Origin of the sequence: Butyrivibrio sp. FCS006 (assembly GCF_000424525.1) — a bacterium.
Classification (GTDB): domain Bacteria; phylum Bacillota; class Clostridia; order Lachnospirales; family Lachnospiraceae; genus Butyrivibrio.
In genome coordinates this window covers 313,691-335,108 of the sequence record NZ_AUKB01000012.1, presented here as the reverse complement: position 1 = coordinate 335,108, position 21,418 = coordinate 313,691, and the positions used below count along the sequence as shown (strand labels likewise).

23 protein-coding genes are annotated in these 21,418 nt (G+C 44.8%); 9 read left to right on the top strand and 14 right to left on the bottom strand.

Going from position 1 to position 21,418, the window contains the following annotated elements; translation table 11 throughout:
* Positions 1-78 precede the first annotated feature (78 nt).
* From G633_RS0104590 to G633_RS0104575, 4 genes are all read right to left on the bottom strand, one after another.
* Positions 79-885, bottom strand: coding sequence for a hypothetical protein (locus G633_RS0104590; RefSeq protein ID WP_026519200.1), 807 nt, complete (start codon positions 883-885; stop codon positions 79-81).
* 33 nt (positions 886-918) lie between these two features.
* Positions 919-1,926 (bottom strand): DUF3810 domain-containing protein, encoded by a 1,008-nt coding sequence (locus G633_RS0104585; RefSeq protein WP_242838828.1) that lies wholly within the window; start codon positions 1,924-1,926, stop codon positions 919-921.
* An 87-nt stretch (positions 1,927-2,013) separates the two neighbouring features.
* Positions 2,014-2,367, bottom strand: a complete 354-nt coding sequence (locus G633_RS0104580) for a hypothetical protein (RefSeq protein WP_022769343.1) — start codon at positions 2,365-2,367, stop codon at positions 2,014-2,016.
* A 76-nt stretch (positions 2,368-2,443) separates the two neighbouring features.
* Complete coding sequence (locus G633_RS0104575; protein ID WP_035770682.1) at positions 2,444-3,220, bottom strand: Cof-type HAD-IIB family hydrolase; 777 nt, start codon at positions 3,218-3,220, stop codon at positions 2,444-2,446.
* Between the two features lie 64 nt (positions 3,221-3,284).
* Between G633_RS0104575 and G633_RS0104570 the strand changes: the two genes are divergently transcribed.
* Genes G633_RS0104570 through G633_RS17400 form a run of 3 tightly spaced genes read left to right on the top strand, consistent with a single transcriptional unit; the run spans position 3,285 to position 6,737 of the window.
* Positions 3,285-4,706: an MATE family efflux transporter gene (locus G633_RS0104570; protein ID WP_051199942.1), complete on the top strand. Its 1,422-nt coding sequence runs from the start codon at positions 3,285-3,287 to the stop codon at positions 4,704-4,706.
* A 36-nt stretch (positions 4,707-4,742) separates the two neighbouring features.
* The gene (locus G633_RS0104565; protein WP_022769339.1) at positions 4,743-5,417 is read left to right on the top strand and encodes a response regulator transcription factor; all 675 of its coding nucleotides are present in this window, start codon (positions 4,743-4,745) and stop codon (positions 5,415-5,417) included.
* 21 nt (positions 5,418-5,438) lie between these two features.
* Positions 5,439-6,737 (top strand): sensor histidine kinase, encoded by a 1,299-nt coding sequence (locus tag G633_RS17400; protein ID WP_022769338.1) that lies wholly within the window; start codon positions 5,439-5,441, stop codon positions 6,735-6,737.
* A gap of 77 nt (positions 6,738-6,814) precedes the next feature.
* Here G633_RS17400 and G633_RS0104555 read toward each other — a convergent pair whose 3' ends face one another.
* Together G633_RS0104555 and G633_RS0104550 are read right to left on the bottom strand one after the other, a co-directional pair.
* Entirely contained in the window at positions 6,815-7,504 is a 690-nt protein-coding gene (locus tag G633_RS0104555) for a DUF4956 domain-containing protein (RefSeq protein WP_022769336.1), read from the bottom strand.
* Between the two features lie 35 nt (positions 7,505-7,539).
* The gene (locus G633_RS0104550) at positions 7,540-8,289 is read right to left on the bottom strand and encodes a polyphosphate polymerase domain-containing protein (protein ID WP_026519196.1); all 750 of its coding nucleotides are present in this window, start codon (positions 8,287-8,289) and stop codon (positions 7,540-7,542) included.
* A 164-nt stretch (positions 8,290-8,453) separates the two neighbouring features.
* Here G633_RS0104550 and G633_RS0104545 point away from each other — a divergent pair, with 164 nt between their 5' ends.
* Positions 8,454-8,939 (top strand): hypothetical protein, encoded by a 486-nt coding sequence (locus G633_RS0104545; protein WP_026519195.1) that lies wholly within the window; start codon positions 8,454-8,456, stop codon positions 8,937-8,939.
* On the opposite strand, the gene G633_RS0104540 is transcribed toward G633_RS0104545, so the two are convergent.
* From G633_RS0104540 to G633_RS0104525, 4 genes are read right to left on the bottom strand one after another with little or no spacing between them, the layout of a single operon-like run.
* Entirely contained in the window at positions 8,932-10,362 is a 1,431-nt protein-coding gene (locus tag G633_RS0104540) for an O-antigen ligase family protein (protein WP_026519194.1), read from the bottom strand. The genes G633_RS0104545 and G633_RS0104540 overlap by 8 nt on opposite strands.
* Entirely contained in the window at positions 10,347-11,093 is a 747-nt protein-coding gene (locus G633_RS0104535; protein WP_026519193.1) for an RluA family pseudouridine synthase, read from the bottom strand. The genes G633_RS0104540 and G633_RS0104535 overlap by 16 nt, the downstream gene beginning before the upstream one ends.
* A gap of 3 nt (positions 11,094-11,096) precedes the next feature.
* Entirely contained in the window at positions 11,097-11,786 is a 690-nt protein-coding gene (locus tag G633_RS0104530; RefSeq protein WP_022769330.1) for a response regulator transcription factor, read from the bottom strand.
* Between the two features lie 22 nt (positions 11,787-11,808).
* Positions 11,809-13,323, bottom strand: coding sequence for a sensor histidine kinase (locus G633_RS0104525; protein WP_022769328.1), 1,515 nt, complete (start codon positions 13,321-13,323; stop codon positions 11,809-11,811).
* Positions 13,324-13,476: 153 nt separating this feature from the next.
* Here G633_RS0104525 and G633_RS0104520 point away from each other — a divergent pair, with 153 nt between their 5' ends.
* Positions 13,477-15,057 (top strand): glucose-6-phosphate isomerase, encoded by a 1,581-nt coding sequence (locus tag G633_RS0104520; protein ID WP_026519192.1) that lies wholly within the window; start codon positions 13,477-13,479, stop codon positions 15,055-15,057.
* Between the two features lie 74 nt (positions 15,058-15,131).
* Here the strand turns inward: G633_RS0104520 and G633_RS0104515 are convergent, their stop codons facing one another.
* Genes G633_RS0104515 through G633_RS0104505 form a run of 3 tightly spaced genes read right to left on the bottom strand, consistent with a single transcriptional unit; the run spans position 15,132 to position 17,250 of the window.
* On the bottom strand, positions 15,132-15,827 hold the full coding sequence (locus G633_RS0104515) for a 5'-methylthioadenosine/adenosylhomocysteine nucleosidase (protein WP_026519191.1): 696 nt from the start codon (positions 15,825-15,827) through the stop codon (positions 15,132-15,134).
* 12 nt (positions 15,828-15,839) lie between these two features.
* Positions 15,840-16,364 (bottom strand): S-ribosylhomocysteine lyase, encoded by a 525-nt coding sequence (locus G633_RS17395; RefSeq protein ID WP_035770679.1) that lies wholly within the window; start codon positions 16,362-16,364, stop codon positions 15,840-15,842.
* 16 nt (positions 16,365-16,380) lie between these two features.
* Positions 16,381-17,250, bottom strand: a complete 870-nt coding sequence (locus G633_RS0104505) for a MurR/RpiR family transcriptional regulator (RefSeq protein WP_022769323.1) — start codon at positions 17,248-17,250, stop codon at positions 16,381-16,383.
* A gap of 210 nt (positions 17,251-17,460) precedes the next feature.
* Between G633_RS0104505 and G633_RS0104500 the strand changes: the two genes are divergently transcribed.
* From G633_RS0104500 to G633_RS17385, 4 genes are all read left to right on the top strand, one after another.
* Entirely contained in the window at positions 17,461-18,003 is a 543-nt protein-coding gene (locus G633_RS0104500; protein ID WP_026512544.1) for an NADH peroxidase, read from the top strand.
* Between the two features lie 228 nt (positions 18,004-18,231).
* Positions 18,232-18,762 (top strand): hypothetical protein, encoded by a 531-nt coding sequence (locus tag G633_RS19115; RefSeq protein ID WP_051199941.1) that lies wholly within the window; start codon positions 18,232-18,234, stop codon positions 18,760-18,762.
* Between the two features lie 3 nt (positions 18,763-18,765).
* The gene (locus G633_RS0104490) at positions 18,766-18,957 is read left to right on the top strand and encodes a helix-turn-helix transcriptional regulator (RefSeq protein WP_022769319.1); all 192 of its coding nucleotides are present in this window, start codon (positions 18,766-18,768) and stop codon (positions 18,955-18,957) included.
* Between the two features lie 60 nt (positions 18,958-19,017).
* Positions 19,018-19,392 carry a LysM peptidoglycan-binding domain-containing protein gene (locus tag G633_RS17385; protein WP_051199939.1) on the top strand — a complete coding sequence of 125 codons (375 nt, stop codon included), beginning with the start codon at positions 19,018-19,020 and terminating at the stop codon, positions 19,390-19,392.
* Position 19,393: 1 nt separating this feature from the next.
* Here G633_RS17385 and G633_RS17380 read toward each other — a convergent pair whose 3' ends face one another.
* Entirely contained in the window at positions 19,394-21,373 is a 1,980-nt protein-coding gene (locus tag G633_RS17380; RefSeq protein WP_051199937.1) for a methyltransferase, read from the bottom strand.
* Positions 21,374-21,418 lie beyond the last annotated feature (45 nt).

Below are 21,418 nucleotides of genomic sequence, written 5' to 3'. Positions count from 1 at the left end.
GCGTCAAGGTCTTTTTTGAGTCATTGGGGACGTTTCAGATTGACTCAAAATGAGTCAATCTGAAACGTCCCCGGTGACTCACTCTGATGTTGATTCTGTGGCAGCGTCGGTGCTAGCCCCCTCAGCAGCATCTGCGCTTTCAGCTTCAGTGCCGGCTTCGGTAGCCTCTGTGGGTTCCGGTTCCGGTTCTGGGAAATAGCCGCCAAGGGTTGCTTCGCCAGTAGCAGCAGTGGAGTCGTAGTTAAGCACGATGGATGCTCCCTTTAAGTCTTCGCCCTTTAAGCTCTCGCAGCTCAGGTTATACTCAGTGCCTGCATCATCTGTGATAACAAATTCCCACTCGCTACTGTCTGAATAGATATCAAGTGTCACGCCCATCAGTGTATATCCGCTTTGAAGCGTAACACCGTCTCCAATAAAATTGTCGCTATATGTATTTGCGGAAATATCGTGAAGAACGATCTTTGAAAGATTCATTCCCGTCTTATTTATAAAGTAAACTTCAAGGCCCTTATGCTTTGCCTTCTCTTCCTTAATCTGAGTCTCACTTGTAAGGACGCCTGAAAGCTCTTTTCCAATATTCTGATAGCTCTCTGTGAGCTCCGTTATAGTCGGCAGGACTTCGTCGATCTTCTTGTCATTCATCTTGGTGAAATCCAGCTGCTCGATCTCAGCTTCCTTATCAGAGAGCGAATCAAGGATGCTTCGCTGAGTCGTATCAGACACGTCAAGGTAGGTATCCTCTGCTGTCTGCTTGGCCTGAGCAAGGAGACTCCTTGCTTCTTCTGCCTCTGCAAGCTTCTCATCCGATGGTCCGCAGGCCACCAGTAAAACAGCCATAAGTGCTGCAATTAAGGGAATAAATTTCCTCTTGTTATTCTTCATGTTCTCTCCCAATCAAATTTAAATATTTCGAAATCAATTATACGAATTTGCCCTGTAATAGTCCAGAAGCAGCGCCACCACGTGGGTGTAGCTCACCTTACCGGAAGATACTCCGTTGACCTTAAGGTTCGTATCGATGAATGTATCTGCTGCCTTCTTAACCGTCTTTGTCTCCAGGATTGCTCTCTTTTCAACCAGCTCCCAAGCCTGCTCGGTAAGGAACTGATCATCGTAGCGAACAGTATCGGATATCTTCACATGGGACTTGTACTCATCCTCATCAACCGCCTTGTAGAAATCGTTGTTTACATAATTAAGAACTCCCAGATATCCGCTGTAAACAAACACCGGATCATCTGACTTAATGCAGGACAGAAATCCCAGAAAGTTTGCCTCATCCTCATAAATGTACCCGTGAGTGTGCGCCAGTTCATGGCACATGGTAAAAGGCTTGTTCATTATGTACATCAGATCGTTGTAATTAGCTTCCATAGAAAACGGGAAGTAATACCCCTGCATGTACTGCTGGCTCATGAATCCCGAGAAAGTCAACGCCTTTGGCCTAACATAGTACCCGTCAAGCCTCTTGTACTCTCCGGCAATCCCCGCCATGGCCACCCTTGCAGTCTCATTCATGTCGCCGTCGTAGACAACATTTCCGTCCGCATCCCTTGGCATGAGCTCTGCCATCTCATTACACTTAGTCACTATATAATCCCTGAGTGTAGCCAGATCATCCAGATAATACTCTTCACCTTCTGTCTCCGAAACGCTAAGTGGCGTGCAGTGATAGAGCACGAAGCAGTTTAAAGACATTACGGCTACCACCACAGAAAGCACCAACGCCAGCACCCGTCTGTACCACTTTGCGAAATCTCTTTTAATGAAAAAAGATATCACTAAAAAAATCAGCAGAATGGGAAGCAGCACCAATAGCCTCTCCCCCACAGACACGCGAAAAAGACTGGTAAATCTCCCATACACGCTTGTTAACTTCGGAAAGATATTATCAGTGTAATAATCAGAAAAAGACCTGCTCATCCACGCAGCGACATTGAAGATCGCACTGCCTATGAGCAGGACACAAATTAAAAGTCTTCTTAAACTGAATTTATTCATGTCAATTTATTATAACATGGCCTCGAGCGCATTGTTCATAGCGCTGCTTACCTTTTCTGTCATATCATCGGAAATCTGGATATGAAGCATATCGATAACTCTGTTATCTATGGAATATCCGAGGCGATTTGCATGGAACTTAAGATCATCAGAATGAGTAACCTCATAGCTGTGGCGCATATTCTCGCTCAGCATTTTAGTAGCTATCATGGAATCATACGCTTCAGCAAACTGCTCTCCGAATTTCTTCTTGGTCTCGTCATCAAGCGCACCTATTGCGGAAACTGCGCTGCTTGCTGAATTCTGATTAAGGTATGTATTTGTTATGCTGTCGGCTGCTGCCAAGAAACCAAAATCCATCATAATAATAGGAATCCTTTCCTCTACCAAATCTGCATTTATAATATCGGCAGGCAGAAAAGAATCTTAACCCCTATTTTCAAAATAAATTTAGTTTCTCGCAAGCCCTCCAAATACCGTCATCTTCGAGGTTTTCTGTCACAATAGTTCCCAGATTTTTGACTTCCTCGGGAGCTCTTCCCATGACTACTGAAGTTCCTGCTACTTCGAGCATTTCTTTGTCATTTATGGAGTCGCCAAATGCCACGGTTTCAGACACATCGCACCCGAGAAGCTCGCATACTTCCTTGATTCCCGTGCCCTTGTTAAATCCCTTTGGCACCATCTCTACGATTGTGTCGGTATGGAGCATGAAATCGTAGATATCCGAAAGCTCTTCAAAGCACTCATCCCTTGTCGGACTGTCGCAGATACATGAGAGCTTGTTCATCTCCCACTCTCCCCACTTATCGGTGATGCCAAGAAGTCTTTCTCCCATCTCCCTGATGACCTTCTGTCCAAACATGTCGCCTGCAAAGTCCGGTTTATCCATATACAGGTAAGTCGGACCCTCAAGGATAGCCTTAAAGTCATGCTTTTTCACGGCTTCCATGGTCCTTATCCCTTCATCCCTGGTCATGAGCTTATTGAAAAGAACTTTATCCTCATACTCGATCATGCAGCCACAGGCAGAAACTATACCGTCAAACCCGATTCCCAAAAGCTCCTTATTATATACAAAAGCCCTTGCTCTTCCTGTATTGATAAAGCACTTATGCCCCTTTTGCTGGGCAAGCTTAATAGCCTTTTTTGTACTCTCCGGGATATAGTTCTTGTAATCCCACAAAGTTCCGTCAACATCAAAAAATAAAATCATTGTATCCACTTCCCATTTTTTTAATATAATACCATTTTTCCCCGCGTATGCTATACTAATTCCGATGAAACGAGATTATTTTGAACAAATACGAAACGGCAGTGAAATTACTCTTAGGGACCAGCTCTATATCATTGCGATGCTGAGTATCCCGGCCATACTTTCCCAGATTTCAACCGTAATAATGGAATATGTAGACCAATCAATGGTAGGGCGTCTTGGCCCCACATCATCGGCAGCCATAGGACTTGTATCCTCAACAACATGGCTCATCGGTGGTCTTTGCAGGTCAGTTACAATGGGCTTTACCGTCCAGGTGGCTCACAATATCGGCGCCAAGAAGTTCCCCCAGGCAAGAGCTATCAATAAGCACGGCATTATATCCGTCCTTGTCTTCAGCTCTTTGATCGGTCTTATTTGCTTTGCCATAAGCGGGCATCTCCCCTATTGGCTTGGTGGATCTGAGGACATCGTAAGAGAAGCAACCATCTATTTTGCAATCTTTGCCCTCGCGCTCCCCATCACGAACCTAGGCGGCGTAGCCTCAGGAATGCTCCAGTGTAGCGGAAATATCAGAACTCCCAGCATCTTAAATGTTGTGGGGTGTTTTCTCAATGTCTTTTTCAACTTCCTGCTGATCTTCCCCTCAAGATACATATCGGTCTTTGGGGCAAGGGTCTTTTTCCCGGGCTTTAACCTGGGCGTTGCAGGAGCTGCGCTTGGTACCGCCATTTCCCAGGGCATAGTTGCACTTACGCTCCTGTTCTTCCTGCTTATCAAGTCCCCGATACTTCATCTTCGCACCGAGGACAAGATTCCTTTCTCGGTAAAAGAGCTGAAGGCAGCCCTCCACATCGCTATCCCCTTTGCCATCGAGCAGGGAATCATGGGCTGGGGATATGTCTTTTGCACAAGGATTGTTTCGCCCCTGGGTGTTACAGCCCTTGCAGCCAACTCCTTCTCGGTATCGGCTGAGAGCCTTTGCTATATGCCGGGCTACGGAATCGCCAGCGCAGCTACAGCTCTCATAGGACAAAGCCTTGGCGCCGGCAGAAACAAGCTGGCAGAGCGCCTCGGGTGGCTTGCAACCATCCTTGGAATGCTGGTCATGACCTGCACCGGAATTCTTATGTACATCTTTGCTCCTTCAATTCTGGGCTTCCTTACACCGGATCCCGAGATTCAGGCTCTAGGTGCACAGGTCCTTAGAATAGAAGCCTTCGCAGAACCGCTCTTTGCCGCATCGATTGTAGCAACCGGCGTATTCAGAGGAGCAGGCGATACACTTGGTCCATCCATAATAAACTTCATCAGTATGTGGGCAGTTCGCCTTACCATGGCATTTTTCCTCGCACCAATCTTAGGACTCCCCGGCGTTTGGATCGCCATGTGCTCGGACCTGTGCGTTCGCGGAACGCTCTTTCTCATCCGTCTTTGGAGAAAGCCTATCAGTAAAGCCCATTCCATCGCAGGCGCTGCGGGTTAACTTGTGATAAAATTAATGTAATTGGAGGAACATGCTATGAAACTACTTCTGGCCGATGACGAAAAAGAACTGGTAAGCGCCCTTGTAGCTATCCTTAAACACAGCAATTACACTGTAGATGCAGTATATAACGGAACTGACGCCCTAGACTATGCCCTCGCAGGAGACTATGACGGCATAATCCTCGATATCATGATGCCCGGAATGGACGGCATGGAAGTCCTTAAGAAAATAAGAGAAAAAGGTCTTTCAACCCCTGTCTTATTCCTGACTGCCAAGACTGAAGTAGATGACCGCATTAAGGGTCTTGACCTTGGCGCCGACGACTACCTTCCAAAGCCCTTTGATATGGGCGAGCTCCTTGCAAGAGTAAGGGCAATGCTCAGAAGAAAAGAGGACTTCGCGCCCGCTAACCTCACCTGCGGAAACCTTACGCTGGACAGAGCAGGGTACGATCTTTGCACAGAGGGGCACGATAAGATCCATCTCTCAGGAAGGGAATTCCAGATGATGGAGATGCTGATGACTTCTCCCGGAAGGATCATCTCCGTTGACAACTTCATGGACAGGATCTGGTCCGACGGCGAAGCAGACGTAAACGTAGTCTGGGTATATATTTCAAACCTTCGAAAGAAACTCGCATCCCTTGAAGCCACGTGCGAGATCAAGGCATCAAGAGGTGTCGGCTATTCCATAAACGAGATTTCCTAAGCCTTAAGTCGAGGAACAATTATGGTAAATAAACTTCGGAAGAAATTCGTGATAACAGCCATGTTATCTCTTTTGGTGATCCTGGTGATCATGATCGCCGTCATTAATATTGCCAATATTTCCCAAAGCGTACGGGATGCAGATAATCTGTTGCAGATCCTGACAACCAACAACGGCTTTTTCCCGGGCATGCTCAAGGATAATAACAATCAGCAGCCGCCAAGGCCGGATCGCCCCCTTGGCTTTGAGCACTTAAACAACATGCGTTCCATGGAGATGCCCTACCAGACCAGATATTTCTGGGTGCGCTACGACTCCTCCGGGAACATCCTTGAAGTTGACGTAAACCATATCGCCTCAGTCACTGAGGATGCGGCAAAAGAGGCTGCCACTGAGGTTTACTCCCGTGGTAAGGATAAGGGGTTCTATCGCTCCTTCAGATACAGGCTGGGAAACAACGCCGATGGCACACAGATACTGGTCTTCAGCGACCTGAGTACCTCGCTTGTAAATGTGTATAAGCTTCTTTTACAGTCCCTGCTCATCGGTCTTTTCACTCTTATTGCAATGTTCATTTTGGTTTTCCTCTTTTCCGGAAGGGCTGTTGCCCCGGCTGTGGAATCCATGGAGAAGCAAAAGAGATTCATCACGGATGCAGGTCATGAGCTAAAGACGCCTCTTGCCATCATCTCAGCAAACATCGATGTTTTAGAGCTTGAAGCCGGAAAGAGCGAGTGGACTTCCAGCATCAGAAACCAGGTAAAGCGAATGAACTCCCTGGTCAAGAACCTTCTTACACTCTCCCGGATGGATGAGGAGAGAATGCACGTTGTCTACAGCGACTTCGACATGAGTGCCACCGTAAAAGAGACTGCTGCTTCTTTTGGGGCAGTGGCTGAGTCTTCTTCAAAGAAATATGTCACGGACATAGAAGACGGCATCCACATAACCGGCGACAAGAACGCCATCAACCAGTTGACATCGCTCCTTTTAGACAACGCCATGAAATACTCCGATGAAAAGGGCAGCATCAATGTTCATCTGTCAAAAGAAAAGAACATCACTTTAGAGGTATCAAATACCACAGACTACATGCCTTCAGGAAATCTGGACAGATTATTTGATCGCTTCTACAGAGCTGATTCCTCAAGAAGCCGCGAGAAGGGCGGCTACGGAATAGGCCTCTCGGTGGCAAGAGCCATCGCCCAGTCCCACGGAGGCGACATACAGGCACTTAAGGACGGAGACAGGATAATCAGATTTGTAGTAACTCTTCCTACCCAGCTCCCTAAGAATCTTCATAAAATAGCAGCAAAATGACATAGCTAAAGGCCGTTAGACAACTTATTCGGATCTAACGGCCTTTTATATTCAAATAATGGATAATAGCTTATTTATCAGAGTTCCTCTGCCTTAACTGCTACAGGTCTTGAGCAGCTTATCTCGAGATTTCCGTTCCTTTGTCTCATCTCATCGATCATTCCCTTTGTGGATGCTCTGTTTCTCATAACGATGCTGTAGTTAAGCTTGTAAAGGCTTCCCATTCCTGATGTCTTTACTTCGCAGAGCTCAGCCTTTGTTGTGTATCTTGCAAAAATGTCATCAAAGATCCCTTCAAAATCAAGTCCTTCAGGTACAGTGATCTTAAGTGTCTTTTCCTCAGCTGCTCCGCTTCCAAAGCCGCTTCCCATGAGGATAAGATTTGCTACTGTGATGATGACTGCAAAGATTGCTGCAATACCGATGTAGCCCATTCCTGTTGCAAGGCCTACTGCCATAGCAAGGAAGATGCTTGTGATCTCTTTTCCTGTTCCGGGTGCTGACCTGAATCTTACCAGTGAGAAGGCTCCGGCTACAGCCACGCCTGCTCCGATGTTACCGTTTACCAGCATGATGACCATCTGGACGATAGCAGGAAGAAGTGCCAGCGTAATGATGTAGCTTCTTGAGTAACTGCTCTTTATGGTGTACATAAAGGCTATAAAGAGGCCGATGGCCAGTGAGCAAACAGTGGCGATCAAAAATGATGCCCCTGTGATAGTACCGTTTGTGATGATGCTTCCAAAAATCAAATCTGATGTAGACATTTTGTTTTCTCCTTTTTTCTCAAATAATATTTTCTTTAAACTGCTCTGCGAAAGTTTTTGATGTTGCTTTTGTTTCTCTCTGTGGCGTCTTCGCCGTACATATAATCAACGTATCCTTTTCCGTACTTGGAAAAAGAGGTTTTTCTGATGTTAAGTTCATCGAGTATCTTTGCAAGTTCGATTGACATTGCTCCTGCGATCTTAAGCTCCATCAGGTGCTGGCCGGGAAGAAGGATGTCTTTTCCCACATTCCCTTCAGATAAGCTAAGCTTATCCGTGCGCCATCTGATGTTGGTATCAAAGGTGATGCGCAGGTCCGGATCTTCGATTCCCGCCATTGCAATGCGGTCATAGGAGATCGCCATTGCAGGTCTTATTCCTTTGTAGTACTTAAGGAAATAATCGATCTCGTCTGAAATCTGGCTTCTTTGTTCAGGTCTTTTATCATCTACAAGGTATTCCATGGCCTTTTTGTATGGCATCGAGATTCTTCTCTTGTAGACAACGCCTTTGTACTTTTTCTTGATCTCGATAAAAGCATTGGTGTCATCATCTGCTACGCCGTAAGTCCTTAGCCTTAGCTTTTCCTTGTAGACGGGCTTTTCAAGTGACCTTTCGATCAGCTTATAATCCGGTGTGTCAAAATATATATTTAAGATGGATGTTTTTCCGTAGCTGTCAACTGCTGCCATGCCTTCCAGCCGTTTCCTCAGCTCCGTATACTGCATATCATCCAACAGATATTTCACTTCTATTCTCTGAAATACATCCTTAAATCCTGCCATTTTTTCTCTCTCCGTTCTCTGCGGTTTTGTTATCTTATAGTCACATCATAAAAGCCTTGCCTAAAAATAACTTAAAACAGATATAAAGAAAAAATAATTCGCAATTATGTTATACTAGAGGTAGGGGAACACCGCTAAAAATACAAAGTTTCTAGGAGGTGTAAATGTACAAAAAAGGGGATAAGGTTATAATCCTGGATTACAGTGGCAAGCCACTTGATCCGCCTGTGGTAGCAGAGATCGAGGAAGTCTACGGAGAAGACAGAGTAAGGCTCCTTCTGCCGGACCACGCATGCTGTATGGAGTTCGTTGATCGTTTTGAGAAAATAGATGACGAGAAATACGAAGAAATTCTTCACAGTGTAAGAAAAAGGGAGAAAGCCCTTGCAGTTGATCTTCAGCTGGATATCAGGAAGTTCGCTTCCAAGCATCCAAGAAGAAGGAAAGACGAGATCTTCAATGTATTTAATCAGGACAAGCACTATGTGTCAGTCCTGAACGCTTATGCCGGCAGATGCCAGATGTACGGCGAGGAAAACATAAGCGAGCGCTTCTTATATGAATATAAGGACGCACTGGCAGGAATCATCAGGACCAGAACCTTCTTCCATGAACTGGATGAGAGCATTCCGGTTCCAACCTTTAACTGATCTCGCTCCTGCAGCTTGAGAGCCCGATTCCTATGGCGAGCATCAGGTAGGGCGTTGAAGTTACAGTCGAGAAAGAGACAAGAGAATTAAGAAAATATGCAATGACAGGGAGTGCGCAGATAGTTGCTGCGCGCTCCTTTTTGTTCTTAATAAATGCGCAGAGGATCGTTCCCATAAAGAAAAGATATGTAACAACTCCAAGGAGTCCTCTTTCTATCAGCATTGTCAAAAGCTCGCAGTGAGCATTGGTAAGCTTATTGCCGGGGAAGGTGTTAAGCAGTGAATCTGCAATCTCAGGCACTGAGTAGGCATAAGAGCAAAAGCCGTCCTGTCCTACGCCCACAAGCTTTCTCCAGGGCGATAGCGTATGAAACATATCTACGCTGATGCTCCAGATAAGCCCTCTTCCGTTTCCAAAGCCATATCCGAAGCTGCTACGCAGTTTGTAAATCGCATATGCTGCGCCAAGTCCCAGCGCAAACAGCAGAACTTCAGTAAAGAGCTTGCCTCTCCACTTTCCGCTGATTTCCTCAAACAGCCTTGATAATCTGTACAGGAAAAAGGCCGATGCCATGAGGATAAGTCCCTTAAATCCGCTGCAAGCCTGAACAAGGAGATTGTCCTGATAATTATAAAGGCTGCCAAAGGCCAGCATAAGGATATCCACTATCTCCATGGAAAGTCCCAAGATAAAGAGCTGAGCTGACATCTTCAAAAAGCTCTTTCTACTGCCAAGGCTCCTGAAGAGCAGCAGCAAAAATGCGCCAATTATCACCAGTGCTCCACTCTCGCTCCCCTGGGTAAGAAGAGCAACCAGTCCCAGAATCTCGTAGATGGCAAGAAGAAAGAACTCTTTGGAAAAGAGCTTTTCAGTGTAGCAAAGGCCTATCCCCAGCGAAACAAACACTGAAAGAAAGCCCACGAACCAGTTGATGTTACCGATGGTGGCCACAAATGAATTATTCTGATGAGCGATGGCGATTGGGTATATTCTAAATCTCCCGAGAATCCCAAGAACAAACTCAAAGGCGGGAGTCAGCAGCAGGGCAGCTGTGATATATTTTGAAAAAAGTTCCTGCCCGGAAAAGACAAGTGTAAAAAACAGCATAAGGATCACAGTAAGAAAGCCTCCTCTCCAGCCCTCAAGGCCGAAGAAGGAAACGGACTTATTTATTGAAAAGACAAAGCTTATGATGTTGGAGAACAAAAAGGCCATGAGTCCGAAAAAAGCAAAGCTCTCCTTATCTATTCCCGACAAAAGCTTTTTTCTCTCAAACAGCACAAGTACAAGGGCAAAAGCCGCGCTCACTCCCAGGTACAAAAGGCCCTTACTCTCTCCCAGCATATAGTAACCGTCCTTCATATATAAAGGAAGGATGGTGCATATTATTATCAGATAACCCCAGGTTATGTATTTTCGCAATTTAGTAATTCTCCTATGGCAGCATTCTTTGGCGTTATCTCAAACTCCACTTTCTTTTTGGTGCTCGGGTGCTTAAAGACATACTTATAAGCAACCAGGCAGACATTCTTTATTCCGGCTTTTTCTGCATATTCCCGGCTTATCTCGTTTCCGTACTTATCATCACCAAGAATTGGATAGCCTCTGCTGGCCAGCTGGATCCTTATCTGATGGAAGCGCCCTGTAAGAAGATGGATTTTCAAAAGAGCTGTCTCACCCTTTGTAGCTATGACCTCGTATTCCAGTTCTGCCTTCTTGGCATCTCCCCCGATGGTCTCTACCATCTCTCCTTCCTTGTAGATATCCGCTAGGCCATTATCTGCGCGCCTTATGAGAAGGTCTGTCAGATGCCCCCTTGATTCCGCAGGGATTCCAAGACACAGGGCATAGTAGTATTTCTCTGTCTTATGAAGCTTGATCTGCTGTGCCAGATCTGATGCAGCCTTTTTATTTTTGGCCAGCACGATCACACCCTCAACAGGCTGATCCAGTCTGTTCACAGTAGCAACATAGGGCGGCAAATTTCTTTGCCGCCCTTTGGTATTCATCTTATCTTTGCGGGCAAGATAATTTCTTGCTGCGCTCACAAGGTCCATCCTTCCGGCCTTCGCGCCTTCTGTTGCCATGCCTGCCATCTTGTGGCAGACCAGGATGTCCTCGTCCTCATAAAGATAATCTATGCTGTTAGTCATTCATCATACCTTGAATCTGTAACCTACGCCCCAGATAGTCTCAATGTACTGAGGATTGGAGGTATCATATTCGATCTTCTCACGGATCTTCTTGATATGTACTGTTACAGTAGCGATATCACCGATGGAATCCATGTTCCAGATCTTGCGGAAGAGCTCTTCTTTTGTGAACACGTGGTTAGGGTTCTCAGCAAGGAAGGTAAGAAGATCAAACTCCTTGGTTGTAAAGCTCTTTTCCTGATCATCGACATATACACGTCTTGCAGTCTTGTCAATCTTAAGGCCTCTGATCTCAACAAAGTCGTTGTTCTCATGGCCTGAGCCTACAAGTCTTGAGTATCTTGCCATGTGTGCCTTAACACGGGCAACAAGCTCTGAAGGGCTGAAGGGCTTTGTGATGTAGTCATCTGCACCAAGTCCCAGTCCTCTTATCTTATCAATGTCATCCTTCTTGGCTGAAACCATAAGGATCGGCACGTCTTTCTTTTCTCTGATGCGCTTACATACTTCAAAGCCATCCATTCCGGGAAGCATAAGATCAAGTATTATAAGATCAAAGTCCTCCGCAAGTGCAGTTGCAAGTCCAGCATCCCCAGTGTTCTCAATTGCAACCTCAAAATCGCTAAGCTCAAGATAATCCTTCTCAAGGTCAGCAATCGCCTCTTCATCCTCAACAATAAGTATTCTACTCATACACCCTCTGCCTTTCTATGGATTATTGTGTTTCATTAGCTACAGTTACTGTATCAGAGTTATCCGCATACTCTACGTACTTCCTCAGTACGAAATGCATGCAGGTACCTTCGTTCTCGTGGCTTGTAGCCCAAATATATCCGCCGTGGTCCTCAATGATCTTCTTGACTATTGAAAGACCGATTCCGCTTCCGCCCTGCTTGGAGTTACGGGAGGAATCCGTTCTGTAGAACCTGTCGAAGATATTGGGGATATCCTTCTGGGCAATGCCCTTACCGTTATCCTCAATCTCGACTCTCACCGAATCGATCTCATCAAGGATCCTGATATCGATCTGTCCGGTTCCGTCGTCTCTTCCCAAGTACTTAACACTGTTGTTAACAATGTTGTTTATTACTCTCTTGATCTGCTCTGCGTCGGCTACTATCAGTGTATCCGGCGTTATCAGATTGGAGTAGTTGAGCTTGATGTTCTTGCTCTCGAGATCAGCACCGATCTCATCTATACAATCCCCGAAATAATCAGCCACATTGATCTTGGTGAAGTTGTAGGGAATTCTGTTGTTATCAATACTTGAATACAATGTAAGCTCATTAATAAGGTTGTTCATGTCGTTGGCCTTGCTATTAATGATCTTAATGTATTTCTTCTGCTTGTCGGGACTGTCTGCAACGCCCTCCAAAAGGCCCTGTGAGTATCCCTTTATAGCAGTGATAGGTGTCTTTAGGTCATGGGAGATATTACTGATAAGCTCTTTGTTCTGCTTCTCCCTCTCTATCTTCTCTTCCGCGGATTCCTTAAGACGAAGTCTCATGTCCTCGTAGTTTCGGTACATGGCTCCGATCTCACCCTTTTCCTTGACATCCGTCGGAAGTACAAAGTCGAAATTTCCATCCTTGATGTGCTGCATCGCGATGTTCAGCTGATTGATCGGCCTGAAGAAACTTCGCCCCAGCCACATAGTCAGAAGAAGGCTGGTCACGAGCAATATGAAGATTATCGCAACGCACATGTAAATAACAAGCGATGTAGTGACTGCAGTTCTAATGGTTGAGATGAAATACAGACTACCCCTTGCGCCATCGGAAAACAGGAAGTCTACCTGTCTTACCAGATGCTTGGACGAGGTGTAATAAATACCCTCGATACTGTTGCCATAGCCCGGGAGCTCGTTGATAACTGCCTTGGCCTTGTCTCTGCTGGCAGCATAATAAAGCTCACCACCTTTTTTGACTATGATGAAGGAATATCTCGATTCCACCTGCGCATCCAGATCTGAAAGGAACTGTTCATTCTCCAGGATAAATGGATTGGATAACATATTGATGGCGATTTCTTTTACCAGCTCATCGGTCATCTCCGCAAAAGTACCACCGGGATCAGAGATCATACCGTAATCAAACGCGGTGGTATGCTGCTGCAGCTGCTGTTTGTAAGCCATATACCGGCCAAAGGCCATAAATGTGCCCACTGCCAGGATAAGCGGAATGACAACAATCGCCAAGGACGTAATTAAGAGTTTTGTACGAAATCTCATTGTGTCCCCCTAAGCCATAATTAAGTATATCATATTTTGGGCAAACTTAAGATATTTTTTATAGTAGTTTTGCTTGATATGCGACTTTCTCCATGCTACACTTTAATGCGGATAAAAAAACGTTTTCCACACGATTATACGGAGGCTTTGATAATGATCAATTGGAACAATCTTGATACCCTTAATTCCTTTAAGGAACTCTCTAATGTTTCTAAGGTTAACCTTCAGGAGGTTATGTCAGGCGAGAGCGGAGCTGAGCGAGTTAAGAACTACTCAGTACCTATGGCAGCCGGCCTTTCTTACAACTACGCAGCAAAAGAGGTTAACGACGACATCCTCGCAGCTCTTAAGAAGCTCGCTGAGGAAGCTCAGCTTGCTGAGAAGTTTGAGGCTCTCTACAACGGAGAGGTTATCAACACAGGTGAGAAGCGCCTTGTTCTTCACCAGCTCACAAGAGGCCAGCTTGGCGATAAGGTAGTTGCTGACGGCGTAGATAAGAGAGAATTCTATGTTAAGGAGCAGAACAGAATCGCTGAATTTGCAAAGAAGGTTCACTCAGGCGAGATCGTAAATGAGAAGGGCGAGAAGTTCACAACAGTTGTTCAGATCGGTATCGGCGGATCAGACCTTGGTCCAAGAGCTATGTACCTTGCTCTTGAGAACTGGGCTCACAGAACAGGGAACTTTAAGATGGAAGCCAAGTTCATCAGCAACGTTGACCCCGACGATGCATCAGCCGTACTTAATCAGATAGATGCAGCTCATTCAATCTTCATTCTTGTATCCAAGTCAGGTACAACACTTGAGACACTCACCAATGAGTCTTTTGTTATAAATGCTCTTAAGAACGCAGGTCTTGATGCTTCCAAGCACATGATCGCAGTTACATCAGAGACATCACCTCTTGCAAAGAGCGACAACTACCTTGAAGCTTTCTTCATGGATGACTTCATCGGCGGACGTTATTCTTCAACATCAGGCGTTGGCGGAGCAGTTCTTTCTCTTGCATTCGGTCCTGAAGTATTTGCTCAGTTCCTCGACGGCGCAGCTGAGGAAGATAAGCTCGCAGCAGGAAAAGACCTTATGACAAACCCTGCAATGCTTGATGCCCTCATCGGTGTATTTGAGAGAAACATTCTCGGATACGAGAGCACAGCAGTTCTTCCTTACTCACAGGGACTTAGCCGTTTCCCTGCACACCTCCAGCAGCTTGATATGGAGTCAAACGGAAAGAGCGTTAACCGCTTCGGCGATCCTATAGACTATGTGACAGGACCTGTTATCTTCGGTGAGCCCGGTACAAACGGACAGCACTCCTTCTACCAGCTCCTTCACCAGGGAACAGACATCATTCCTCTCCAGTTCATCGGCTTTAGAAACAGTCAGCTCAGGAACGATGTAGATATCCAGGGCAGCACAAGCCAGCAGAAGCTCTGCGCTAACGTAGCAGCTCAGATCGTAGCATTTGCCTGCGGCAAGAAGGATGAGAACCTCAACAAGAACTTCAAGGGCGGACGTCCTTCAAGCATCATCATCGGAGATGAGCTTGATCCTAAGTCTCTTGGTGCTCTTCTTTCACACTTCGAGAACAAGGTTATGTTCCAGGGCTTTGTATGGAACATCAACAGCTTCGATCAGGAAGGTGTACAGCTCGGTAAGGTTCTTGCCAAGAAGGTACTTGCTCACGACACAGACGGAGCACTTGCAGAGTACAGTAAGCTCCTGAACATCTGATAACTTAGGTAAATGAAGACAAAAATTAAGGGAGCTGATTTTCAGCTCCCTTTTTTATATGCTTTTTGTTGTTATTACATGGACTTCATCATTTCCATTACAAGTGCCGCGCAGTCTTTTGCTGCCTTCTTCTCAAACTCCGGATAGTCCATTACGTCAGATCCGTCAGCCTTATCTGAGATTGCTCTGATGATAACGAACGGGATCTTGTTGAGATAGCACGCCTGAGCGATTCCGGCGCCTTCCATCTCACAGCACATTCCGCCGAGATCTTTTATAATGGCGTCCTTGACGTCCTTCTCAGCAATGAACTGATCACCGCTGCATACCCTTCCTTCAAATACTCCAAGGTCAGGTGCTGCTGTCTTTATCGCAGCCTTTGCCTTCTCAATAAGCTCTTTATCTGCAGGGAAAGACAGTACTCCCATCTGTGGGATCTCGCCCTTCTTATAACCAAAGATAGTAGCATCAACGTCGTGGTAAGCTGCGTCGGTTGAAAGTACGATGTCGCCGATATTGATCCTTGCATCTAAAGATCCTGCAACTCCTGTGTTGAGAACGTGGGTTACTCCGAATTCATCCGATAAAATCTGAACGCAGATTCCGGCATTAACCTTGCAGATTCCGCTTCTTACAACGACAACTTCGGTATTTCCGATGGTGCCCTCAAAGAAATCCATTGAGGCTTTGCTGATAGTTCTTTTAACAGTCATAGCGCTCTTAAGAGATTCTACCTCGACCTCCATGGCGCCGATAATACCAATCTTCATGAACTTCTCCTATTATGAATCGAAGAACTGACGTCCGTCATCAGTTACAAGTCTGTCTGTCTTGGGATACTCAAAGATAGCCTGATTATCTGCATTGTCCTCAAGGTACTTAGCAAATCTCTCTGCATGCCATTTAGCAAGCCAGAGGTTGTGCATCAGATAGTTGCCACAGTTCTCCTCATTAGATCCGGGAACTTCTGTTGAATCAGCAACTGACTTAAATGCTCTAAGAAGCAGATCGTGGATCTCCTTTGGAGCACGTCCGCCCTTAAGGATGAGATAAAAACCTGTAAGGCATCCCATAGGACCCCAGTAAATAACTTCATCCTTCCAATCGGGGTCATTTCTAAGATAAGTAGCAACGATATGCTCAAGTGTATGCATGGCTGCTACATCAACTGCAGGTTCTTTATTAGGTCTTGTCACTCTTACGTCGTAAGTTGTTATGACATTATCACCTACCTGATCCTGTCTACTGATGAAGATTCCGGGTATGATCTTGTTGTGATCAACTGAAAAACTAGGTATTAAATCCATATTTCTCTCCTTTTAATTATTCTCTGGCTGTCTTGTGGAATACATCATAGGAGTCTTTTAAATACTCTTTGATATTCTCATAGTCCCTGTTTGCTATAGCCGTGTAGAGCGTATCTACGATATAGAGCTGAGCAAATCTTGAACTGTTCAGTCCGCTCTTTTTATCAATCTCGGGAGAGGTTGCAAAAAGAACCTGATCGCAGCCGGTGGTCAAAGCATTGTTACCAAGCTTTGTAACTGCTATTGTAGCAGCTTTACGCTCTTTTGCAATATTGTAAAGCTGCATGATTTCGGTATTTTTAGCATTGTCCGCAAAAAAGATTGCCACATCATCAGGCGCTATCTGGGAAACTGTCATGAGATTCATGTGATGGTCCTGATTGAAAACGACATTGTAGTGTATTCTAAGAAGCTTGCAGTAAAGATCGTAAGCAGCTATTCCCGCAGTTCCTACGCCGAATACCTGTATCTGCTTTGCTCCGATGATCGCTTCAACTGCATCATTGAAAGCTTCTGCTGCAAAAAGTCTGTATGTAGTCTGTATGGCCTGAACACTGGTTGCACAGATATTGTCGGCAATTGACTGTAGCGATGTATATTCGTTTATATCCTTGAAGGCAATCTTAGGCGCATTCTCGCCTACCTTTTCAAGGTTTGTGTTAGCCTCAGCGTAATATGCGTTTTTCAGGTCTTTTAGACCATCATACCCTATAGCCTGAGCAAATCTTGTCCAGGCTGCCTGAGTAGTCCCCGACATTTCCGCCAGCTCTTTTATTGGGTGTTTAAAGAGCGCGTCCTTATGTTCCAGAACATAATCTGCCACCAGCTTCTCGGAAGAGGGCAGCTCATCATAACTACTTCTAATTTTTTCACTTACGATATTCATGTGCAGCCTCCATACATAAAATTCTCCCACTTACTAGTATATCGCATTTTTGATAACGAAATGAAATTAATTTTCAAACAATTACGAATCTGTTTCTTAAATATTTATAAAATAAAGAGTATTTTCTGTCTCTTTGTGATATTCTGAATTTACGGCAGTTATTTGTGTATTTATACACTTAAGCGCAATGCGCAGGAAAGGAGATTTCTTATTATGAAATGGGTATGTCAGGTATGTGGTTACGTTCATGAAGGCGACACTCCTCCGGAGGCTTGTCCTGTATGTAAGGCACCGGCTGAGAAGTTCACCAAACAGGAAGGCGAAATGGTTTGGGCTGCTGAGCATGTAGTTGGCGTTGCTAAGGGCGTTCCGGAAGACATTATTGAGGATCTTCGTCAGAACTTCAACGCAGAGTGTACTGAAGTTGGTATGTACCTTGCTATGAGCCGCCAGGCATATAGAGAAGGTTATCCCGAGATCGGTGATTATTACGCAAAGGCAGGCTGGGAAGAGGCAGAGCATGCTGCTAAGTTCGCAGAGCTTCTTGGTGAGGTATTAACTGACTCCACAAAGAAGAATCTTCAAATGCGTGTAGATGCTGAGAACGGCGCTACAGCAGGAAAGACAGACCTTGCAAAGAGAGCTAAAGCTCTTGATCTTGATGCGATTCATGACACAGTTCATGAGATGGCAAGAGACGAAGCAAGACATGGTAAAGCTTTCGCAGGTCTCCTTAAGAGATACTTTGGATAATTATTCATTTTTATGCATAAAGCAGATTTTGAGGATTGCCATTTTCCGTGGCAGTCCTCTTTTTTTGTGCCAAATTTTTCCTGATATTTATATGAATTTTGATATTCAGAAAAGATATTTGTAAAATATACTTGACATTATTCTATTGTGGTTTTAATATATGATTATCAGCTGACAGATAAGTAGTTAACATATAAACATTGTTTCATTATTAGGAGGAGAAATATAATGAACGCAGTTGCATCATATGGAATGGTATTTGGTTTAATGATTGGTCTTGTTATTGCAGTAATACTTCTTAAGTTTGCAAACAAAGATCACAGGTTTAAGACACAGTACGACGAGAGACAGGAATCTATTAAGGGTCAGGGATACAAATACAGCTTTTACACTCTGGCTTGCCTGGAAGCAGCTCTTGCAATCCTCGAGGTAGGTGACATCTCCTTTGGAATTGAGAGATATCTGGTACATTTTATTGTATTACTCATCTCTTTTGCAGTTCTGTGTGTACACAGCATCTGGAACGGAACCTACTGGGGACTTAACAACAACCGCAAGCGCTATACTGCAATCATAGTTATAGCAATAGCTTTAAACCTCATCCCTGTTATTGCTTCAATCGCAAACGGAACACTTGCAAAAGAAGGCTTTAATTCACTTCCGCTTCTGAATGTGATCGTTCTTATTTGGATGGCAGTGATCGGCATTTGTGCCCTTGTTAAGAAAGCCTTCGATGCAAAAGAAAATGAGGAGGACTGATCTATGAAGAATCTAAGACTAAAAGCCGCAAGAGCCGGCAAGGATCTCTCCCAGGATCAGCTCGCCAGCCTCTGCGGAGTATCAAGGCAGACCATAAGCGCCATTGAAAAGGGTGACTACAACCCGACCATCAACCTCTGCATCGCAATATGCAAGGCTTTGGACAAGACTTTGGATGAACTATTCTGGGAATAAGTACGGTATATGGGACACCTCTTTTGCGACAATCTAATCATCGCAAAGGAGGTGTTTTTTATGGATGCAGCATATTCAGCTTACAGAGAGATAAGAATTGAAGAGAACAGGAAGAGACGTCTTCGCATAGTAAGACGCCAGAGGATCATCCTCGGTCTTGTGATAGCACTTGTAGTTTTTAGTTTTGCATTTCTGTGTTCCAAGCTGGTGCTGTCAGCTCATTCCGAGAACGGAAGATTTAAATACTACACAACTATAACCGTTCACAGTGGTGACTCCCTTGGAAGCATTGCAGGGGATTACATCTCCTCAGAATATCAAGACGCAGACTCCTACATAAGAGAAGTCTGCGCAATTAACAGTCTGGGTGAAGACGGCCATATCAATGCCGGCGAGAGTCTTGTAGTTCCCTACTATTCAGATGAATTTAAGTAATTTATTTCTCAGCGATGATTATGCAGTTGGAGTCCGGATATTCTGCCGGATTACCCTTTTCATCAAGGAGTTCTACAAGTTTTCCGAGATTGTCGGGATATCCCGGCTCAAGGAGCTCTTCTGCAAATATGATCTTAGCCCCCAGTTCGTTAAAGAACTCTTTATACTCGCTTAATGTAAAGTATCCGAACTGTTCCTGTACCTCATGGGCATAGCTCTCAGCACCCCAGGTATAGGTGTAGAGGAACTCTCTGATAAAGTTCACATCTCCGGTTACAGTAAGAGTTTTCTCATCAATAGAGGAAACCTTTTTCTCTTCCGGAATGTCTTTTAGCCCCTTGAAATCATTCATATAATTTTTAAAGAAATCAAGGCCGGCTGCGGTCTTAAACCTGATGCTAAGGGGGTATGAGCCTTTTGTCTTAACACCGTCTCTTATTATTATCCTTCCACCCTTATTTAAGCTGTCATAGGCATTTCTCAGAGCTTTTTTGACACTGTCGATCTCAAACCTTCCGCCATCCGTCTCAGTGTAGGAATAGATTTCATGCAGTATTGAGGAAAAGATAATGCTGCCAACCTTGGGGTCCATGGTCTCATCGACAAAGTTGTGGACCTGAACTTCCCATTTGTGGCCGTCACGGTTTTTCTTCTGGTTAAGGGTCTCAATGACATTAGATGATATGTCTGTTCCGATTACCTTCTTGTCAGGATAGCTCTTTTCCAGCTTATCAAGAAGGATTCCTCCACCGGATCCAACATCCACAACGCTCTCTCCGACCACGTAGTCGATGATGCTGTCCTTGGTGCTGGAAGTTACATCATTCATGGTCTTAAGATATTTATCCTCATTGTTAAGTCTGTCAAAGGCATCACGCCTGAAGCCGAACATGTCATAGAGAACGATTATGCTCTTCTCAAAGGTGAGAAGTCCGCTCCTTTCAGCTTCCACGCAGAAGTCTATGAGCTTCTCACAGACAGGAGAGAACTTAAAGTCCACGAAGGCAGATCCGTTTTCTATCTTCACATCTATGTCCACGTTCTGGACCGAAGAGTCGAGAATGTATTTTTCTATGATCCTCTTCTTGTAGATGTTTACATGCTTTTTGCCCTCGTAGTCGTAGTAGAGACTATCTGAGAGAGGCTTGAAGTTAAGGTGTCTTACTTCTTTTCCTGATCTGTTTATAGCATCTAAAGTGTTTGAAAGAATTGTTCTTATCTGACCCATGTTGAAATCAGAGAGCGCTGATTCAAAATACCACAGCTCGAATTTCGGGAAGATGTTTTCCTCAAAGAACTTCACATCATTTTCGAAGAATTCTATTTCTCTGGGACAGAGCTTCTGGAGTCTGTACTGGGCAGTAAACTCAGATAAGTCTCCTGCGATGATCCTGTCAATTAAGGACTCAACGCTTTTCTTAATGTTGTTCCAGATATTTTCACTGGCTGCCCTGATAATACATTCATTAAGAGACATGAGGATAGCTTTCTTCTCATCATCTTTAATATCAATAAGAGGCGCATTGGCTGATACGGAGATCTCTCCTCTGATACACTGACCAACTATTCCGTGAGTCTTTATGAGAGTATAGATTGTTCCTGCATCTCCGGTAACGTCTTTGTAAATTTCAGCTGAGGCAATATTGTGGATATCCAGTGGATAACCCTTTTCTATCCAGGTTTCCCTCTCCTTGGAAAGACCTCCCTTGGCTACTTCCGACCATTTCAGGGTTGTTCCAACAATTTCTTTTACCCTGCTGCCAAGCTTATCTCTCCCTGCAACTTCGTCAAGAATATCAAGGGTTCTGATGACATACATGAGCGTCTCTCTTCCGGAAAGACTTCCCATACTCTCAAGTCTCTCTGCATTTACATAGACATTGTCTGTGCAGGTGAGAAAGCGAAGCCATACGTGCTCCTCCAAAACTCCCTGCTTAAGGCTTCCGCCATTCTCAAAGTATTTATTAAAATTACTGCTCATTATATGCTCCTTAAAAATTTTTCAGTTCATATCATAGCACAAAAA

Bases quoted from the DNA above. Each gene is read 5' to 3' on its own strand.
- G633_RS0104590 (WP_026519200.1), bottom strand. From the start codon at position 885: ATGAAGAATAACAAGAGGAAATTTATTCCCTTAATTGCAGCACTTATG.
- G633_RS0104585 (WP_242838828.1), bottom strand. From the start codon at position 1,926: ATGAGCAGGTCTTTTTCTGATTATTACACTGATAATATCTTTCCGAAG.
- G633_RS0104580 (WP_022769343.1), bottom strand. From the start codon at position 2,367: ATGATGGATTTTGGTTTCTTGGCAGCAGCCGACAGCATAACAAATACA.
- G633_RS0104575 (WP_035770682.1), bottom strand. From the start codon at position 3,220: ATGATTTTATTTTTTGATGTTGACGGAACTTTGTGGGATTACAAGAAC.
- G633_RS0104570 (WP_051199942.1), top strand. From the start codon at position 3,285: ATGAAACGAGATTATTTTGAACAAATACGAAACGGCAGTGAAATTACT.
- G633_RS0104565 (WP_022769339.1), top strand. From the start codon at position 4,743: ATGAAACTACTTCTGGCCGATGACGAAAAAGAACTGGTAAGCGCCCTT.
- G633_RS17400 (WP_022769338.1), top strand. From the start codon at position 5,439: ATGGTAAATAAACTTCGGAAGAAATTCGTGATAACAGCCATGTTATCT.
- G633_RS0104555 (WP_022769336.1), bottom strand. From the start codon at position 7,504: ATGTCTACATCAGATTTGATTTTTGGAAGCATCATCACAAACGGTACT.
- G633_RS0104550 (WP_026519196.1), bottom strand. From the start codon at position 8,289: ATGGCAGGATTTAAGGATGTATTTCAGAGAATAGAAGTGAAATATCTG.
- G633_RS0104545 (WP_026519195.1), top strand. From the start codon at position 8,454: ATGTACAAAAAAGGGGATAAGGTTATAATCCTGGATTACAGTGGCAAG.
- G633_RS0104535 (WP_026519193.1), bottom strand. From the start codon at position 11,093: ATGACTAACAGCATAGATTATCTTTATGAGGACGAGGACATCCTGGTC.
- G633_RS0104530 (WP_022769330.1), bottom strand. From the start codon at position 11,786: ATGAGTAGAATACTTATTGTTGAGGATGAAGAGGCGATTGCTGACCTT.
- G633_RS0104525 (WP_022769328.1), bottom strand. From the start codon at position 13,323: ATGAGATTTCGTACAAAACTCTTAATTACGTCCTTGGCGATTGTTGTC.
- G633_RS0104520 (WP_026519192.1), top strand. From the start codon at position 13,477: ATGATCAATTGGAACAATCTTGATACCCTTAATTCCTTTAAGGAACTC.
- G633_RS0104515 (WP_026519191.1), bottom strand. From the start codon at position 15,827: ATGAAGATTGGTATTATCGGCGCCATGGAGGTCGAGGTAGAATCTCTT.
- G633_RS17395 (WP_035770679.1), bottom strand. From the start codon at position 16,364: ATGGATTTAATACCTAGTTTTTCAGTTGATCACAACAAGATCATACCC.
- G633_RS0104505 (WP_022769323.1), bottom strand. From the start codon at position 17,250: ATGAATATCGTAAGTGAAAAAATTAGAAGTAGTTATGATGAGCTGCCC.
- G633_RS19115 (WP_051199941.1), top strand. From the start codon at position 18,232: ATGAACGCAGTTGCATCATATGGAATGGTATTTGGTTTAATGATTGGT.
- G633_RS0104490 (WP_022769319.1), top strand. From the start codon at position 18,766: ATGAAGAATCTAAGACTAAAAGCCGCAAGAGCCGGCAAGGATCTCTCC.
- G633_RS17385 (WP_051199939.1), top strand. From the start codon at position 19,018: ATGGATGCAGCATATTCAGCTTACAGAGAGATAAGAATTGAAGAGAAC.
- G633_RS17380 (WP_051199937.1), bottom strand. From the start codon at position 21,373: ATGAGCAGTAATTTTAATAAATACTTTGAGAATGGCGGAAGCCTTAAG.